Below are 15,606 nucleotides of genomic sequence, written 5' to 3' on the forward strand. Positions count from 1 at the left end.
GGGGGCGCCGTGGAGCTGTCTCTGTCTTTGCAATTCGGGGTGGGCGCTCCGCCGCTTGGGGGCGCCCCCCGGGGGGGGGGGGGGGGCGCCGGGCGGGGGGGGGGGGGGGGGGGGCGCCCCCCCCCCCCCCCCACGGCGGAGTCGGCTCAGGTGAGCGTCAGGGTGAGGACTCCGGAGTACGACCCCGGAGGCGTGAACGCCGGTACGTCCAGGGAGAGTCCGGCGTCGACGGTGAACTGGCCGCCGGTGAGCGTGCCGTCCGGGGTCGACGCGAGGGTCGCTCCGGAACTGCCGACGGTGCCCGCGGAGCCTGCCGTGCAGGTGCTGGGGCTGCCCGACTTGGTCGCGCAGGCGGGGGTCCAGCTGAGCTTGCCCGCGTCGATCTTGGCACCGGGTCCGGTGAAGTCGGTGACCTTGCCGGTGAGCGACCAGCCGGCCGGCCCGCCACGGAAGTCCTTGACGGTGACGGTCTGCAGATTGCCCGTGGACGCCCCGCCCTGACCGAAGTCGACCGCCGACAGCGCGACGGAGTCCCCGGCCTGGGACATGGACAGGGTCCCCGCCTTGACGGTGGTGGTCAGCTTCTGGCTCCCGGCCGGCACGGGGGTCGTGTCGTTCACGACGTACGCGGCGGGCCCGGCCCCCAGGGAGTCGCTCCACGCACTCCCCTCGTACGCCACGATCCCGGTCGTCGTCTTGTCGTTGACGGTGATCGGAGCGCTGAAGGAACCGTCGGTGCCCGCGGTGGCGGTCGCCGTGTCCGCGGTCTGGCTGCTGCCCGACCGCCCGGCCAGCGTCACGGTCGCGCCCGGCGTGAAGTTCTGGCCGCTGACGGTCACGCTGTCACCGGGGTTCCCGGAGGCCGAACTCAGGCTGATGGCACGGTTGTTGACCGGGGTGGTGGCGGTCGCCGTGACGGTCTCCGACACCGGTGCGGGCGGGTTGGTGACCGTGCAGGGGGTGTCCAGCTCCAGGATGTAGCTGGTGTGGATGTTGTAGTCACCGGGCGAGAGCGTGATGGCACCCGGCGAGGTGACGGTGAACGTCCCGGTCATCGAGAACGACGGGAAGGTCCCGTACCCCGGCACCGGATCGTTCTTCTTCGGCCCGGCGACCGTGACGTCCCCGGTCTGCGCGCCACCCAGCGTCACCTTCCCCGTCGGCGTCATGATGTCGGCCGGCAGGGCGAGGGCGGTGGGGTTGTTGGCGGCGGGCGTGACCACGGTGTAGGTCACGGTGACCGTGTCGCCGACCTTGGGGCTGGTGTTGTCCACCGAGATGTTGGCGGTGGTGGTGCCGTCGATCGGCGGGAGGCCCGCGACGGCGGGCGGGATGCAGTGCGTGGCGAAGTCGACGTTCGTCCCGGCGGCACCGGCCGGACAGGCCAGCGCGCCGCCCGCCGTGACCGCGAGCGCGGTCGCCCCGAACAGTGAGATCAAGCGCCACCGTCGGGATCTTCGTGATCTTGGGGGTGAACCCATGGAAGCCCCCTCCTGAGGGTTGCGGGCGCAGCGGCTCCTCTGCGCCGACAGGGGGCCATTGATGTGGAGGGCGCGTGAGAAGTCAATGGAGATGCCGCAGAAACCTGACGGTTCATCAGCTTCTGCGGCATCCGGAACGAACCCGTCAGCCGGACCGGTCAGAAGACGAAGGGTCCGGGTGACTGGGCGGCGCTGGACGTACAGGTGACGGTGACACCGAAGATGACCATCTTCAGCGAGCCGCCGTAGAAGTCGAGGCTGTCACCGGAGGCCACGGTACCGGGGAGCGGGCCGACGGTGACCGCGGAGCCGGCGGCCATGGCCGGGTTCACGGTGCCGCTGAAGGTCCGGGTGGCACCGGTGGAGTTGGCCATGGTCAGCGTGGAGGCGATGGAGTTCGCCGACAGGGCGAGCGGGGTGGTGATCGCGCTGGAGGTGAGCGTGAGGGTGGCGCTCGTGCCGCTCTGGGTCGCGGTGAGGGTGGCCGCGCCGCCGCCGAAGATGCCGCAGCTGGCGGTGACGGTCGCGGTGGTGGGGGTGACGGCGGCGGCCGATGGCGCGAAGGCCAGCGCCGTGGCGGCGAGGGCTCCCGCCGCGAGTGCCGCACCGGTGGTGATTCGCTTCATGGGGACAGTGCTCCCTTCCCGTTGCACGTTGCCTGGGAATGCCATGTGGGGATGGCGACGACCCCGGTCCGGGTGGATGCGGGCACACCGCGGGGCGCCGAATCCGACGGCCCGTCCGAATCTGACGGTCCGTCGGAACGTACGGTCCCATTGACACGCGAGAGACTCGGACCGACAAGGTTGAATTCCGGCCTACTGTCTGCGACGCCTGGCCGAGGGGGTGGGTGCGGGTTGCGACGGCGGTGCGGGTGCGGGTGCGCGGGGGCCGGTCGCGCAGTTCCCCGCGCCCCTTGAGGTGGGACGGCCGAAGCCGGCTGCCGAGCGGGGCCATTCGCCGGAGGGGTGGTTGCGGCGGGGCGGGGGGGCTGGTCGCGCCCCTTGCGGTGGGATCAGTCAGCGCCCCTTCAGGGACGCCGGGAACTGCGCGAGCAACCACGACGGCGCCGCACCCGCCCATCCACCCCGCCCACCCAAGTCAACGAACCCCCGCCCCTCACCCGACGGAGTCAAGCAACCCCTCGCCTCTCCGGCGACCGGGTCGGGTGGGTGGGCAAGGTCAGGCGGGGACAGTGAGCCGCACTTCGCCGTCCGGCCCCGCCAGCAGCACCGGCGTCCCCGGCCCCCCAAGATCCCGCACCGCGGCAACATCCTCCGCACAAACCCCGTCGGCCCCCGTCACGACCGCCGCCGCCTCCAGCGACTCCGCCCCCGACGCCACCGCCATCGCCACCGCCGTCCGCAGCGCGCTCAGCTTCAGCGAGGCCAGTTCGACGGTCCCCGCCACATACGTACGGCCCGTCGAGTCCCGTACGGCCGCCCCCTCGGGCACCCCGTTGCGGGCCCGGGCCGAGCGGGCCAGGGTGACGATCTTGCGGTCCTCGGGATCAAGCGCGTTGCTGTCGGTCATACCCCGAGCATACGAACCGCGCGCTTGACTCGGTCAACCCGGTTCACGACCGGTCCAGCCGCAGTCGCTCCGCTCTCGGCAGGCCGGCGACGACGAGGTCGTACGAGTCCTCGATCAGCTCTTTCACCAACCGGTCGGGGAGGTCGCTGTCCACGGTCACGGTGTTCCAGTGCCGCTTGTTCATGTGATATCCCGGCGCGATCAGCCCCTCGTGCTCGCCGCGCAGCCGCACCGCGTCCTCGGGGTCGCACTTGAGGTTGACCTTGAGGGGCCTGCCGTCCATCCAGCTCAGCGCGAACATCTTGCCGAGCACCTTGAAGACGGAGATGTCCGGGTTGAAGGGGAAGTCCTCCTCGGCCGCATTGAAGGAGAGGCAGAAGGCGCGGAGTTGGGCCGGGGTCACTCGGAGGTCTCCTCCGCGTCCTCGGCCGCGGGCACCGGCTCCACCAGCACCGTCACGATCTTGTTCCGGCGTCCGGCGGCCGCCTCGGCGGTCAGCGCCAGCTTGCGGCCGTCCGGGAGTTCCACCTGTGCGGAGGCACCGGCGATGGGTACCCGGCCGAGCGCCTTGGCGAGCAGTCCGCCGACGGTCTCCACGTCCTCGTCGTCGTACTCCTCCAGGCCGTACAGCTCGCCGAGGTCCGTGATGTCGAGGCGGGCGGTGACCCGGTGGCGGTCGTCGCCGAGGTCGGTGACGGGCGGGAGTTCCCGGTCGTACTCGTCGGTGATCTCGCCGACGATCTCCTCCAGGATGTCCTCGATGGTGACGATCCCGGCCGTGCCGCCGTACTCGTCGATGACGACGGCGACGTGGTTGTGCTCCTTCTGCATCTCGCGCAGCAGGTCGCCGGCGTTCTTGGTGTCGGGCACGAAGAACGCGGGCCGCATGGCGGTGGAGACCAGGTCGGACTCCGCGTCCCGGCTGATGTGCGTCTTGCGGACCAGGTCCTTCAGATACACGATCCCGACGATGTCGTCCTCGCTCTCCCCGGCGACGGGTATCCGCGAGAAACCCGAGCGCAGCGCGAGGGTGAGGGCCTGGCGGATGGTCTTGTAGCGCTCGATGACGACGAGGTCGGTGCGCGGGACCATGACCTCCCGGACCAGCGTGTCACCCAGCTCGAAGACCGAGTGCACCATACGGCGCTCCTCGTCCTCGATCAGCGACTCCTGCTCGGCGAGGTCGACCAGGGCCCGCAGTTCGGCCTCGGAGGCGAACGGGCCGCGCCTGAAGCCCTTGCCGGGGGTGAGCGCGTTGCCGAGGAGGATGAGCAGGTAGGGGATCGGGCCCATGACGCGGGCCAGCGGCAGCAGCACGTACGCGGCGGCCGTGGCCGTGTTCAGCGGGTGCTGGCGGCCGATGGTGCGCGGGGAGACGCCGACGGCGACGTACGACACCAGCACCATCACGCCGATCGCGGCGAGCAGCGCCTGCCAGGTGGTGGGGATCTCCTCCAGGCAGGCGTAGGTGACCAGGGCCGCGGCGGCCATCTCGCAGGCGACGCGGACCAGCAGCGCCACATTGAGGTAGCGGGTGGGGTCGGCGGCGACCTGGGCGAGCTTGGCGCTGCCGCGCCGCCCGGACTTCACGGCCTCCTCGGCGCGGAAGCTGGAGACACGGGCGATACCGGCCTCGGCGCAGGCGGCCAGCCAGGCGACGACGACCAGCGCGATCGCGCCGAGGACGATCTGCGGACTCATACGAATACGACCCGGCCGCTTACGAGACCGTCGGCGCCGGGGACGGGCCGGTCAGGCCCTGCTCCGACCGCCAGCCGTCCACGATGGCCGCCTGAAGGCCGAACATCTCGGCCTTCTCGTCGGGCTCCTCGTGGTCGTAGCCGAGCAGGTGCAGCACTCCATGGACGGTGAGCAGCTGGAGCTCCTCGTCCATGGAGTGCTGGGTCTCGGCCTCGGCGCCCTGCTTGGCGGCGACCTCCGGGCAGAGCACGATGTCGCCGAGCAGCCCCTGCGGGGGCTCCTCCTCGTCCTTCGACGGCGGCCGCAGCTCGTCCATCGGGAAGGACATCACATCGGTCGGACCCGGCAGGTCCATCCACTGGATGTGCAGCTGCTCCATGGCGTCGGCGTCCACGACGATCACCGAGAGCTCGGAGAGCGGGTGGATGCGCATCCGTGCGAGTGCGTAGCGGGCGATGTCGAGGATCGCCTGCTCGTCGACCTCGGTTCCGGACTCGTTGTTGACGTCGATCGACATGGCGCTGTGCTTGTCTACTTCCCCTTGTGCCCGGCCTTCGAGCGGCCGCCCTGGTGGGCGCCGTTCTCCGTGCCGTGCTTGCTGTCGTACTTCTCGTACGCGTCGACGATACGGCCCACCAGCTTGTGCCGTACGACATCGTGGGACGTGAGACGGGAGAAGTGCACGTCCTCCAGGCCCTCCAGGATGTCCTGCACCTGGCGCAGACCGGACTTGGTCCCGTTGGGCAGGTCGACCTGGGTGACGTCACCCGTGATCACGATCTTCGATTCGAAGCCGAGCCGGGTGAGGAACATCTTCATCTGCTCGGGCGAGGTGTTCTGGGCCTCGTCGAGAATGATGAAGGCGTCGTTGAGGGTGCGGCCTCGCATGTAGGCGAGGGGGGCCACCTCGATCGTCCCGGCCGCCATCAGGCGCGGGATCGAGTCCGGGTCGAGCATGTCGTGCAGCGCGTCGTACAACGGCCGCAGGTAGGGGTCGATCTTCTCGTAGAGCGTGCCGGGCAGGAAGCCCAGCCGCTCGCCCGCCTCCACGGCCGGCCGGGTCAGGATGATGCGGTTGACCTGCTTGGACTGCAGGGCCTGCACCGCCTTGGCCATGGCCAGATACGTCTTTCCGGTACCGGCGGGGCCGATGCCGAAGACGATCGTGTGCTTGTCGATCGCGTCGACGTACCGCTTCTGGTTCAGGGTCTTGGGGCGGATGGTGCGGCCGCGCGAGGACAGGATGTTCTGGGTCAGAACCTGGGCCGGGGTCTCCTCCGCGCCCTCCCCGTTCTCACTCGCCCGCAGCATGGCGATCGAGCGTTCCACTGCGTCCTCCGTCATCGGCTGTCCGGTGCGGAGCACCAGCATCATCTCGTCGAACAGGCGCTGGACGAGGGCGACTTCGTGCGCGTCGCCGACCGCGCTGATCTCATTGCCCCGGACGTGTATGTCGGCCGCCGGGAAGGCCTTCTCGATCACGCGCAGCAGGGAGTCGCCGGATCCCAGCACGGTGACCATGGGGTGCTGGGCGGGAACCTCGAACTGAGCTCGGGCCTGCTGCTGCGCGGGAGAGTGAGCTGTGGGTGTCTGAGTCATGGGCCGGCGCTTAAGGCCTGCGGTTCCTCCTCTTCACGGCCGCGTAGCTGAGGGCGGCCTCGCGGTATCAAGCGTACGACGCGGGACTGACAACGCCGTAGGCCTTTTCGCAGTGGAAGGCGCCCCCGGTGAAACGGTGAGCCCTGCATGCGCTCCCGCACGCCGGGGCAGAATCCGGGCCGTCACTGCCATCACGTGGCCGGAGGGGCCGCGTCCGCTCCACGTCACCTGTCCGTACAGAAAGCAGGTAGCCGTGCAGCTGCGTCTGCCCACGTCGGTGTCCGAGGCCCGGGAATGTCTGGCCGAGGGGGCGATACCCGTCGGCGGGGCGACCCTCGTGTGGGCCGCGTGGCAGCGGGACGGCTTCCCGGAACAGGCGGTGTCCCTGCGGGGGGTGCCGGAGGCGACGGTCATCGGGGACGGGGTGCTGGGCGGCGCGGTGCTGCTCCACCAGGTCGACGAGCGTGTTCCGGAGCTGCTGCGGAGGGCGGCGAAGGGTGTCGGTACGGGTGCGGTGCGCCGCGCGGCGACGGTGGGCGGGAACATCGCCGGGTCGACCCTGCGGGATCTGTTGCCGGCGGCGATCGTGCTGGACGCGCGGGCCGATGTGCTCACGGCGGACGGTGTGTACGAGGTGGACCTGACCGAGGTGCAGGCCAAGTCGCCGGTGCTGCTGGCGCTGCGCTGGCGGGAGCCGGTGAAGGGCGCCTACGTGAAGGTCGCCGATCCGGCGGGCGGAGAGGTCCCGACGATCGCCGCGGCGGCGGTGGACACGGAGGGTGTGCTGCGGGTCGCGGTGCGGGAGGGGTATGCGGTGAGCAGCGGTGAGGTGGGCGCCGACGGGGGTGAGCTGGAGGAACTGTTCGCCGGGGCGTTGTCGGGGGTGTCGGAGGCGGGGCGGGAACTGGTGCGGGAGCAGGTTGCCAAGGTGCACGGGGAGTAGGTGGGGCGGTGTCGGTTCGTCGTCGGCTGCGGGCCGGTGGGGGCTGATCGCGCAGCTCCTCCCCCGGCGCCGGTAAGCGACACCCCCCGCCCTCACCCCGCCCGGCCGAACCCGATCGTCGGTACTGCTCTCCGCAGGGGCCACGGCCGCACCAGTTCCTCCCCCGGCACCAGGCCCTCCAGGAACGCGTACCGCCGCAGTGCCGCCGGATCCTGGCCTTCCACGGACTGGACCTTGCGCCACCACGCCCCGATCTCCGACCACCCGGGAGCGGACAGGGAGCCGCCGAACTCCTGCACCGAGAGCGCCGCGGTGAGGCCGGCGAAGGCCAGGCGGTCGGCGAGCGGCCAGTCGGCGAGCGTGCCGGTGACGAAACCGGCGACGAAGACATCGCCCGCGCCGGTCGGGTCGAGGGCCTCCACGGCGATCGCCGGGACCTCCGCGGACTCGCCGGTGCGGCCGTCGACCGCGTACGCCCCGTCCGCCCCGAGGGTGACCACGGCGAGGGGCACGTACTCGGCGAGGGCGTGGGCCGCGGCGCGCGGGCAGTCGGAGCGGGTGTACCGCATCGCCTCCGCCGCGTTCGGCAGGAACGCCTCGCAGTGTTCGAGGTCGGCGAGGCCGGCCAGATCCCACGCCCCGGTGTCGTCCCAGCCGACGTCGCCGAAGATCCGGGTCCCCTCGGCGGCGGCCTTGGCGATCCACGGGTTGCGTTCGCCGGGCGTGAGGGAGGCGACCGCGGCGCGGGCCCGGGCGGGGTGCCCGGGCGCGTTCTGCTGGCGGAACAGCGTGTCGGCGGGCGGCTCGTGCCCGTGCGACACCATGGTCCGCTCCCCCTCGTAGGCCATGGAGACGGTGACCGGGGAGTGCCAGCCGCGTACGGTCCGCGACGGGGAGAGGTCGATGCCCTCGCCCTGGGCGAGCGTGTCCCAGCAGTACTCGCCGTAGTGGTCGTCGCCGAAGGCCGCCGCGAGGGAGGTCTTCAGCCCCAGGCGGGCGAGGGCGGTGGCCATGTTGGCGATGCCGCCGGGGCTGGAGCCCATGCCCCGGGCCCAGGACTCGGTGCCGCGCACCGGCGCGGAGCCGAGGCCGGTGAAGATGATGTCGAGGAAGACGGTGCCGGTGAGGTAGACGTCCCAGGGCGGATCGTCCGGCGTGCGCAGGCCGGCCAGCGGGTCGACCTGGGCCGGGCAGTGCGGTTCTGTTGCTGCTCCGATGTCGTCGTCGAGGTACTCCGGTTCCTCTCCGGCGAACGCGTTGGACGCGGTCACGGTGCGCTCCCTGACGTGGTGCGGATCCGGCAAGTGTGCACCATGTCACGGCAGAGGCGGCCGCCCCCGCCGTGCGACCGCCCGAACGAGCGTCCCTTCCGGCGCCGCTACCAGCGCGGTACCGCCGGTGTCGGCCACCCCGGCTCGGCCACCCGCATCGCGGCCGCGTCGTCGCGGTCGCGGAGCGTCCCGTCGTCGTCCAGCCAGCGCCGGTGCAGCCGCCGTAGCCGCTCGTGGTCGAGTTCGACGCCGAGGCCGGGCTCGTCGGAGACGGTGACCCGGCCGCCGTCGAAGGTGAGCCGTTCGGTGAGGACGTCCTCGGACTGCCAGGGGTAGTGCGAGTCGCAGGCGTGGTGGAGGTCCGGGACGGTCGCGGCGACGTGGGTCATCGCGGCGAGGCTGATCCCGAGGTGGGTGTTGGAGTGCATGGAGACGCCGACGCCGAAGGTCCGGCAGACGGCGGCCAGTTCCCGGGTGTTGCGCAGCCCGCCCCAGTAGTGGTGGTCGGAGAGCACGACCTGGACGGCGCCCCGGGTGAACGCCTCCCGGATCTCGCCGAACGTCGTGACGCACATGTTGGTCGCGAGCGGCACGTCGGTGCCCGCGGCCACCTCCGCCATCGCCGGGGTGCCGAGCGCCGGGTCCTCCAGGTATTCGAGGACGTTCCCGAGTTCCTTCGCGACCTTCAGCGAGGTCTCGACCGACCAGGCGCCGTTCGGGTCGAGCCGCAGCGGGTGCCCGGGGAACGCCTCGGCCAGCGCGCGTACGGCCGCGATCTCCTCGTCGGGCGGGAAGACCCCGCCCTTGAGCTTGAAGGAGGTGAAGCCGTAACGGTCCTTGAACCGGCGGGCCTGCGCCACGACCCCGGCCGGGTCGAGCGCGGCGCCCCAGTCGTCGGCCTCCGCCGGGACGCCCGCCGGATGCGCGGCCCACTTGTAGAACAGGTACGCGCTGTACTCGACCGAGTCGCGCACCTTGCCGCCGAGCAGTGTGTGCACGGGCAGCCCGAGCGCCTTGCCGAGGGCGTCGAGGCAGGCGACCTCGAAGCCGGAGACGACCGACAGCCGCAGCTTGTCGGCGGTCTGGACGCCTCGCAGCCCGCCGACGTCGACCTGCCCGGAGACCCGGGCCGCGTCCACGGCGACCTCGTCGGCGACCGTGAACAGCCCGTTCAGGTCACTGACCTGCCGTCCCCGCAGCCGCTCGGCGAACGGCCGGGCCAGCTCCAGGTACTTGGTGTCGCCGTAGGTCTCGCCGACCCCGACCACCCCGTCGGCGGTCTCCACCTCCACGATCAGCCGGGGCGTGTACGGCTGGTGCACGCCCTGTGTGTTCAGCAGCGGCGGGTCGGCGACCAGGATCGGGGTGAGGCGGACATCGGTGATCGTGAGGTTCACAGGGACGCTCCTACGAGGTCGAGTCCGGTGGTGAGCAAGGCCCGGAGGTCGGCGAGGTCGGTGGGCGAGGGGTCGGTGAGCGGGGCGCGTACCGGGCCCACCGGCCGGCCGCGCAGCCGGGCCGCCGCCTTGACCAGCGACACGGCGTACCCGGGGACGCGGTCGCGGAGTTCGACGAGCGGGACGTAGAAGTCGCGCAGCAGCTTGTCGACCGTGCCGTGGTCGCCGCCCTGCAGGGCGGTGAAGAAGGCGTTCGCGATCTCGGGGGCGAAGGCGTGCACGGCGGAGGAGTAGGCGGGGACGCCGACGGTCGCGTAGGCGCGGGCCTGGATCTCGGCGGTGGCGGCGCCGTTGAAGAAGAGGAAGCCCTCCGGGGCGGCGAGGGTGAGCCGCTGGAGCCGGTCGAGGTCGCTGTGCCCGTCCTTGAGCCCGATGACACCGGGGATCCGGGCGATACGCGTCAACGAGGCGGCCGTGTAGGCGACTTGACCGCGCTGGTAGGCGATGAGCGGGAGTGACGTCCGGGCCGCGAGCTGCTCCAGCTGGGCGACCAGTCCGTCCTGCGGGGCGGCGACGAGGTAGTGCGGCAGGACCAGCAGGGCGTCGGCCCCCGCATCTTCGGCGATGCGCGCGAAGCGGGCGGCCTGCGCCCAGCCGTACCCCACCCCGGCGACCACGGGTACCCGGCCGCCGGCCTCCTCGACCGCCACGGTCACGACCTGCCGGTACTCGTCCTCGTCCAGCGAGAAGAACTCGCCCGTCCCGCAGGCCGGGAAGAGCGCGCCGGGCGCGGTGGCCAGCTGCGCGCCGACGTACGCCCGGAACCCGTCGACGTCGAGGGACCCGTCGGCACGGAAGGAGGTCAGCGGGAAGGACAGCACCCCGCCCGCCATCCCGTCCCGCAGCCTGCGCACCACACTCCCCGGCTCTCCACCCACCGCATTCATCTCCCCATGTAGATGACATCCATGTATGAAGACAGAGGGTAGATATGCGAACGCACCCCCGTCAACGGCACACCCCGCACCCGCCCCTCTACGATCAGCACATGTCCGAGACAACAGGCGTCCGCGAGGTGAAGTCCGCGGCGCGCACGGTGGAGCTGCTGGAGCTCCTCGCGGCCCGCGGCGACCGCCCGGCCCGGCTCCAGGAACTGGCGGACGAACTCGGCGTCCCGCGCAGCTCGATGTACGCCCTGCTGCAGACGCTGATCACCCGGGGCTGGGTGCGCACCGACACGACCGGCTCCCTCTACGGCATCGGCATCCGCACCCTGCTGACCGGCACGAGCTATCTGGACTCCGACCCGCGCGTCCGCCTCGTACGCCCGTACCTGGACGAGGCGTCCCAGGCACTGGGCGAGACGATCCACCTCGCCCGGCTGGACGGCACGAACGTGGCCTACCTGGCGACCCGGGAGTCCCACGAGTACCTGCGCACGATCAGCAGGGTGGGCCGACGCCTGCCGGCCCACGTGGGCGCCCTGGGCAAGGCGCTCCTGGCGGAACGCGCGGACACCGCCCTGCCCGAGGGCCCGTACCGGGCACTGACCCCCAACACCCACACCACCAGGGACTCCCTCACGGCGGATCTCGCCGAGGTCCGCCGCCGCGGCTACTCGACCGACCGCGAGGAGGGCGTCCTCGGCATCGCCGGCTTCGGCTTCGCCCTGCGCTACGACACCCCGGCCCAGGACGCGATCAGCTGCTCGGTACCGGTGGCCCGCCTGACACCGGAGCACGAGGAGGAGATCGTCGCGGTGATGGAGGAAACCCGCACAAGAATCGAGTCGGCGACAACGGGCGGCACGGTCAACTGGCGCTGAGCGTTCCCACCTGCCTGGGGGCGCGGGGAACTGCGCGACCGGCCACATCGAACCCGCACCCGCCACCCCACCGCTCCCCCACGGCGCGCGGCGCTTCTACCCCCCTCCCCACCTGCCAAACCACACCGTGCTCCACATCACACCCCCCGCCCTTCTTCCGCTCCCTCTCCCTTGATACAAATTGCCCGCGCGTTCCTGTCCCTCGACGGCCTGCGCCCAACCCCCTTTCTCCACCGCTCCTTTCGCATGCCCTGGGAACGCCCGTGTCCGCCCGCACCACCCCCTGGCCCCTCGTCGCCCTGTTCACGGCCGGGTACCTCGCCCCGTACCTCCTCCCGACCACCGTCGGCAGGCTGGAGTCGGGGCTCCCCCTCTCCGCCACCCAGGCGGGCGCAGTCGGCAGTGCACTGCTGCTGAGTTCGGCGGTGGCCGGCTTCCTGCTCGCCGCCCGCGTGGACCGCATCGGCCCCCGTACCCTCGCCCGGACCGGCCTGCTCCTCGCCGCGCTCGGCTACGGCGGCGCCGCCCTCACCACCCATGTCCCGGCGGTCATAGCCGGCGCGGTCGTCGGCGGCTTCGGCTCCGGCACGATCACCGCCGTGGCCGCCACCGGCATCGCAGCCCAGCGCGACCCGCACCGCGTCACCACTCTCGGCCTGCTCGGCGTCTCCGCCCTCGCCGGTGCCGTCTATCTGACGGTCCCGCACCTCGGCCCCGGCCATGCGCAGCCCCTCGCCGCGATCGCGCTCACCGCCCTCGCCGTCTGGCCGCTCACCGGCCGTCTCTCCCCCCGTACCGCCCCGGCCCTCCCCCTCACCGACACCGACACCGGCACCGGCGGCTCCCGGCTCCCCCGCCTCCGCTCGGGTCTGCTGCTGGCCGCCGCGATGCCGTGCTGGTCGGCCGTGCAGAACTCGCTCTGGGGTGTGAGCGGCCGGATCGGCCTGACGCAGGCCCATCTCAGCGAGGTGACCGTCGGCGGGGTGTTCGCGGTGGCGCTCGGCGCCGGTCTGCTGGGCGTGGTCGGGGCGGGCGCCCTGGGCCCGCGGCTCGGCCGGGCGCTGCCGATCGGTCTGGGCACGGTTCTCATCGCGGGCTGCGTCGCGCTCAGCGCGTCCGCCACCGACCTGACGACGTTCGCGGCCGGCGAGATCGCCTGGAACGTGCTCTACCCGGTCGTCCTGTCGTACGTCATCGGCCTGGCCGCCTCCCTCGACCCGCGGGGCCGCTGGGCGGTACTGGTCGGCTCGGCGTCGTCGCTCGGCACGGCCACCGGCCCGGTGATCGGCAGCCTGCTGTCGGCCCGGGCCGGTTTCCCGGCGATGGGGACGATCCTGGCGGTGGGCCTGCTGGCGGTCGCGGTCCCGCTGACGGCGGTGGCACTGCGGCGCAGGACCACCACCGTCGCGACCCACTCGGCGCTCACCGACGAGACGGCGGTACGACTGGACGTCGCGGCCTAAAGGCCTGGAGGCATGGAGGCCTGGAGGCCTGGAGGCCTGGAGGCCTGAAGACGCAGAGGCCTAGGGCCGGTGGGGGCCGAACTCGAAGGCCTCCACCTCGGCGATGTACCGCGCCCGCAGTTCCTCGTCGTCCTCCAGGAAGGACGCGACGAAGGAGTTGCGGGCCAGCTCCCGCATCTGCTCCCTGGACAGGCCCAGCGCGTCGCGCACGGCGTGGTAGTTGTCGGCGACGTACCCGCCGAAGTAGGCCGGGTCGTCGGAGTTGACCGTGCACAGCAGCCCGGCCTCGATCATGGCCGGAAGCGGATGCTCGGCCAGCACGTCGACGGCGCGCAGCCGGACGTTCGACAGCGGGCACAGCGTCAGCGGAATCCGCTCCCGCACCAGCCGCTCCACCAGCGCCGGGTCCTCCATGCAGCGCAGCCCGTGGTCGATGCGCTCCACACCGAGCAGGTCCAGCGAGTCAGTGATGTACTGCGGCGGCCCCTCCTCACCGGCGTGGGCCACCCGCCGCAGCCCGAGCTCGGCCGCGGCCTCGTACACCTCGCGGAACTTGACCGGCGGATGCCCGACCTCGGCCGAGTCCAGCCCGATGCCGGTGATCCGGTCGAGGTAGGGCTTCGCGGCCTCCAGTGTCGCCATCGCGGACTCGGCGGACTCGTCCCGCAGGAAGCACATGATCAGCCGGGTGGAGATGCCGTGGTTCTCGACGCTGTGGCCGAGCGCCCGCCACAGCCCCTCGACGACCGTGCCCATGGGCACTCCCCGCGCGATGTGCGCCTGCGGGTCGAAGAAGATCTCGGCGTGCCGTACGCCCTGCTCGGCGGCGCGGGCGAGGTAGGCGTTCGCGAGGTCCTCGAAGTCCTGCTCGGTGCGCAGGACGGCCATCAGCTCGTAGTACAGGTTCAGGAAGGACTGCAGGTCCTCGAACTGGTACGCCTTGCGCAGCGCTTCGGTGTCCGCGTACGGCAGTTCGACGCCGTTGCGCTCGGCGAGCCGGAACGCCAGTTCGGGCTCCAGGGTGCCTTCGATGTGGAGGTGCAGTTCAGCTTTGGGGAGGGGCATCAAAGCATGGTACGGCCGCTTCACCTGCGCTTCGGAACCGGCACACGGAGCAGATCCCGCGCCACGGTCAGCTCGCCCTCGTATCCGGCGGCCCGCGCCTGCCGCTCGAACTCCTCGGGTTCCGAGTAGCGCTGGCTGAAGTGGGTCAGCACGAGGTGCCGTACGCCCGCCTCCCGGGCGACGGCCGCCGCCTGACCGGCGGTCAGGTGGCCGTGTTCCTCGGCGAGTCCGGCGTCCTCGTCGAGGAACGTGGACTCGATGACGAGCAGGTCGCAGCCCTGAGCGAGGGCGTGCACGCCCTCGCACAGCCGGGTGTCCATCACGAACGCGAACCGCTGGCCGCGCCGCACCTCGCTGACCTCGTCCAGCGTGATGTCCCCGAGGACGCCCGCGCGCTGGATCCGGCCGACGTCGGGGCCGGTGATCCCGTGCGCGGCGAGCCGTTCGGGCAGCATGCGGCGGCCGTCGGGTTCGACGAGCCGGTAGCCGTACGACTCGACGGGGTGGGACAGCTTTCGGGTGTCCAGCGTGTACGACCCGGTGGCGGCGAGGTCGCCGTCCGCGTCGACCGGGGCCTCGGTGATGCCGACGGTCTCGCGGTAGGCGGTGGCGTAGCGGAGGCGGTCGAAGAAGCGCTGCCCGGACCTCGGGTAGTGGGCGGTGACCGGGTGCGGGACCTTGTCGAGGTTGATCCGCTGGATGACGCCGGCGAGGCCGAGGGAGTGGTCGCCGTGGAAGTGGGTGACGCAGATCCGGTTGAGGTCGTGCGCGGCGACGCCGGCCCGCAGCATCTGCCGCTGGGTGCCCTCGCCGGGGTCGAAGAGGATGCCCTCGCCGTCCCAGCGGAGCAGGTAGCCGTTGTGGTTGCGGTGCCGGGTGGGGACCTGGCTGGCGGTGCCGAGGACCACCAGTTCACGTACGGACACGGCGGGTTATCCGGGCGGCCACTGCAGGCCGCGGCCGCCGAGGACGTGTGCGTGGGCGTGCCAGACGGTCTGGCCGGCGCCGCTGCCGGTGTTGAAGACGATGCGGTAGCTCTCCAGCTTGTCCTCGTCGGCGACGGTCTGCGCCTCGCGCAGTATGTCGGCGGCGACGGCGGGCTCGCCTGCGGCGAGCTCGGCCGCGTTCTTGTAGTGGACCTTGGGGATCACCAGGACGTGGGTGGGCGCCTGGGGGTTGATGTCCCGGAAGGCGACGGTGGTGTCCGTCTCGCGGACGATCGTCGCGGGGACGTGGCCTGCGACGATCTTGCAGAACAGGCAGTCGTCCTGAGGTTCCCCTGCCATGTTTTCTCCTCGCCGGGTGATCAGTTTCGGGGGCATCGTATC

General features: G+C 71.7%; 16 protein-coding genes. 3 read left to right on the forward strand and 13 right to left on the reverse strand.

Annotated features, from left to right (window positions below):
* Positions 1–146: 146 nt before the first annotated feature.
* From ACIRR9_RS32020 to ACIRR9_RS32050, 7 genes are all read right to left on the reverse strand, one after another.
* Positions 147–1,481 carry a beta-xylosidase gene (locus ACIRR9_RS32020; protein WP_403758949.1) on the reverse strand — a complete coding sequence of 445 codons (1,335 nt, stop codon included), beginning with the start codon at positions 1,479–1,481 and terminating at the stop codon, positions 147–149.
* 158 nt (positions 1,482–1,639) lie between these two features.
* Positions 1,640–2,107: a hypothetical protein gene (locus tag ACIRR9_RS32025; RefSeq protein WP_403758952.1), complete on the reverse strand. Its 468-nt coding sequence runs from the start codon at positions 2,105–2,107 to the stop codon at positions 1,640–1,642.
* A 556-nt stretch (positions 2,108–2,663) separates the two neighbouring features.
* Positions 2,664–3,014, reverse strand: a complete 351-nt coding sequence (locus tag ACIRR9_RS32030; protein WP_123977074.1) for a cytidine deaminase — start codon at positions 3,012–3,014, stop codon at positions 2,664–2,666.
* 43 nt (positions 3,015–3,057) lie between these two features.
* Positions 3,058–3,417, reverse strand: a complete 360-nt coding sequence (locus tag ACIRR9_RS32035) for an MmcQ/YjbR family DNA-binding protein (RefSeq protein WP_403758955.1) — start codon at positions 3,415–3,417, stop codon at positions 3,058–3,060.
* Positions 3,414–4,715, reverse strand: coding sequence for a hemolysin family protein (locus tag ACIRR9_RS32040; protein ID WP_403758958.1), 1,302 nt, complete (start codon positions 4,713–4,715; stop codon positions 3,414–3,416). The genes ACIRR9_RS32035 and ACIRR9_RS32040 overlap by 4 nt, the downstream gene beginning before the upstream one ends.
* A 19-nt stretch (positions 4,716–4,734) precedes the next feature.
* Positions 4,735–5,232: an rRNA maturation RNase YbeY gene (gene ybeY / locus ACIRR9_RS32045; RefSeq protein WP_123977071.1), complete on the reverse strand. Its 498-nt coding sequence runs from the start codon at positions 5,230–5,232 to the stop codon at positions 4,735–4,737.
* A 14-nt stretch (positions 5,233–5,246) separates the two neighbouring features.
* Positions 5,247–6,314, reverse strand: coding sequence for a PhoH family protein (locus ACIRR9_RS32050; RefSeq protein WP_403758961.1), 1,068 nt, complete (start codon positions 6,312–6,314; stop codon positions 5,247–5,249).
* 253 nt (positions 6,315–6,567) lie between these two features.
* Between ACIRR9_RS32050 and ACIRR9_RS32055 the strand changes: the two genes are divergently transcribed.
* Complete coding sequence (locus ACIRR9_RS32055) at positions 6,568–7,257, forward strand: FAD binding domain-containing protein (RefSeq protein WP_403758964.1); 690 nt, start codon at positions 6,568–6,570, stop codon at positions 7,255–7,257.
* 92 nt (positions 7,258–7,349) lie between these two features.
* Here ACIRR9_RS32055 and ACIRR9_RS32060 read toward each other — a convergent pair whose 3' ends face one another.
* From ACIRR9_RS32060 to ACIRR9_RS32070, 3 genes are all read right to left on the reverse strand, one after another.
* Positions 7,350–8,528 (reverse strand): PfkB family carbohydrate kinase, encoded by a 1,179-nt coding sequence (locus tag ACIRR9_RS32060; protein WP_403758967.1) that lies wholly within the window; start codon positions 8,526–8,528, stop codon positions 7,350–7,352.
* A 107-nt stretch (positions 8,529–8,635) separates the two neighbouring features.
* Positions 8,636–9,925 carry a glucarate dehydratase family protein gene (locus ACIRR9_RS32065; protein ID WP_403758970.1) on the reverse strand — a complete coding sequence of 430 codons (1,290 nt, stop codon included), beginning with the start codon at positions 9,923–9,925 and terminating at the stop codon, positions 8,636–8,638.
* A complete protein-coding gene (locus ACIRR9_RS32070) occupies positions 9,922–10,872 on the reverse strand; it encodes a 5-dehydro-4-deoxyglucarate dehydratase (protein ID WP_403758973.1) in 951 nt (316 codons plus the stop codon). The genes ACIRR9_RS32065 and ACIRR9_RS32070 overlap by 4 nt, the downstream gene beginning before the upstream one ends.
* Positions 10,873–10,973: 101 nt before the next feature.
* Here ACIRR9_RS32070 and ACIRR9_RS32075 point away from each other — a divergent pair, with 101 nt between their 5' ends.
* Positions 10,974–11,750, forward strand: a complete 777-nt coding sequence (locus ACIRR9_RS32075) for an IclR family transcriptional regulator (RefSeq protein ID WP_403758976.1) — start codon at positions 10,974–10,976, stop codon at positions 11,748–11,750.
* Positions 11,751–12,013: 263 nt separating this feature from the next.
* Positions 12,014–13,213, forward strand: a complete 1,200-nt coding sequence (locus tag ACIRR9_RS32080; RefSeq protein ID WP_403758979.1) for an MFS transporter — start codon at positions 12,014–12,016, stop codon at positions 13,211–13,213.
* Positions 13,214–13,273: 60 nt separating this feature from the next.
* Here ACIRR9_RS32080 and ACIRR9_RS32085 read toward each other — a convergent pair whose 3' ends face one another.
* The 3 genes from ACIRR9_RS32085 to ACIRR9_RS32095 are packed head-to-tail and all read right to left on the reverse strand — an operon-like array spanning position 13,274 to position 15,564.
* On the reverse strand, positions 13,274–14,278 hold the full coding sequence (locus ACIRR9_RS32085; RefSeq protein WP_403758981.1) for an adenosine deaminase: 1,005 nt from the start codon (positions 14,276–14,278) through the stop codon (positions 13,274–13,276).
* A gap of 20 nt (positions 14,279–14,298) precedes the next feature.
* Entirely contained in the window at positions 14,299–15,204 is a 906-nt protein-coding gene (locus ACIRR9_RS32090) for a ribonuclease Z (protein WP_403758984.1), read from the reverse strand.
* Between the two features lie 6 nt (positions 15,205–15,210).
* Complete coding sequence (locus ACIRR9_RS32095) at positions 15,211–15,564, reverse strand: histidine triad nucleotide-binding protein (protein WP_403758987.1); 354 nt, start codon at positions 15,562–15,564, stop codon at positions 15,211–15,213.
* Positions 15,565–15,606 lie beyond the last annotated feature (42 nt).

The organism is Streptomyces sp. NPDC101234, assembly GCF_044767525.1.
Taxonomy (GTDB): domain Bacteria; phylum Actinomycetota; class Actinomycetes; order Streptomycetales; family Streptomycetaceae; genus Streptomyces; species Streptomyces sasae.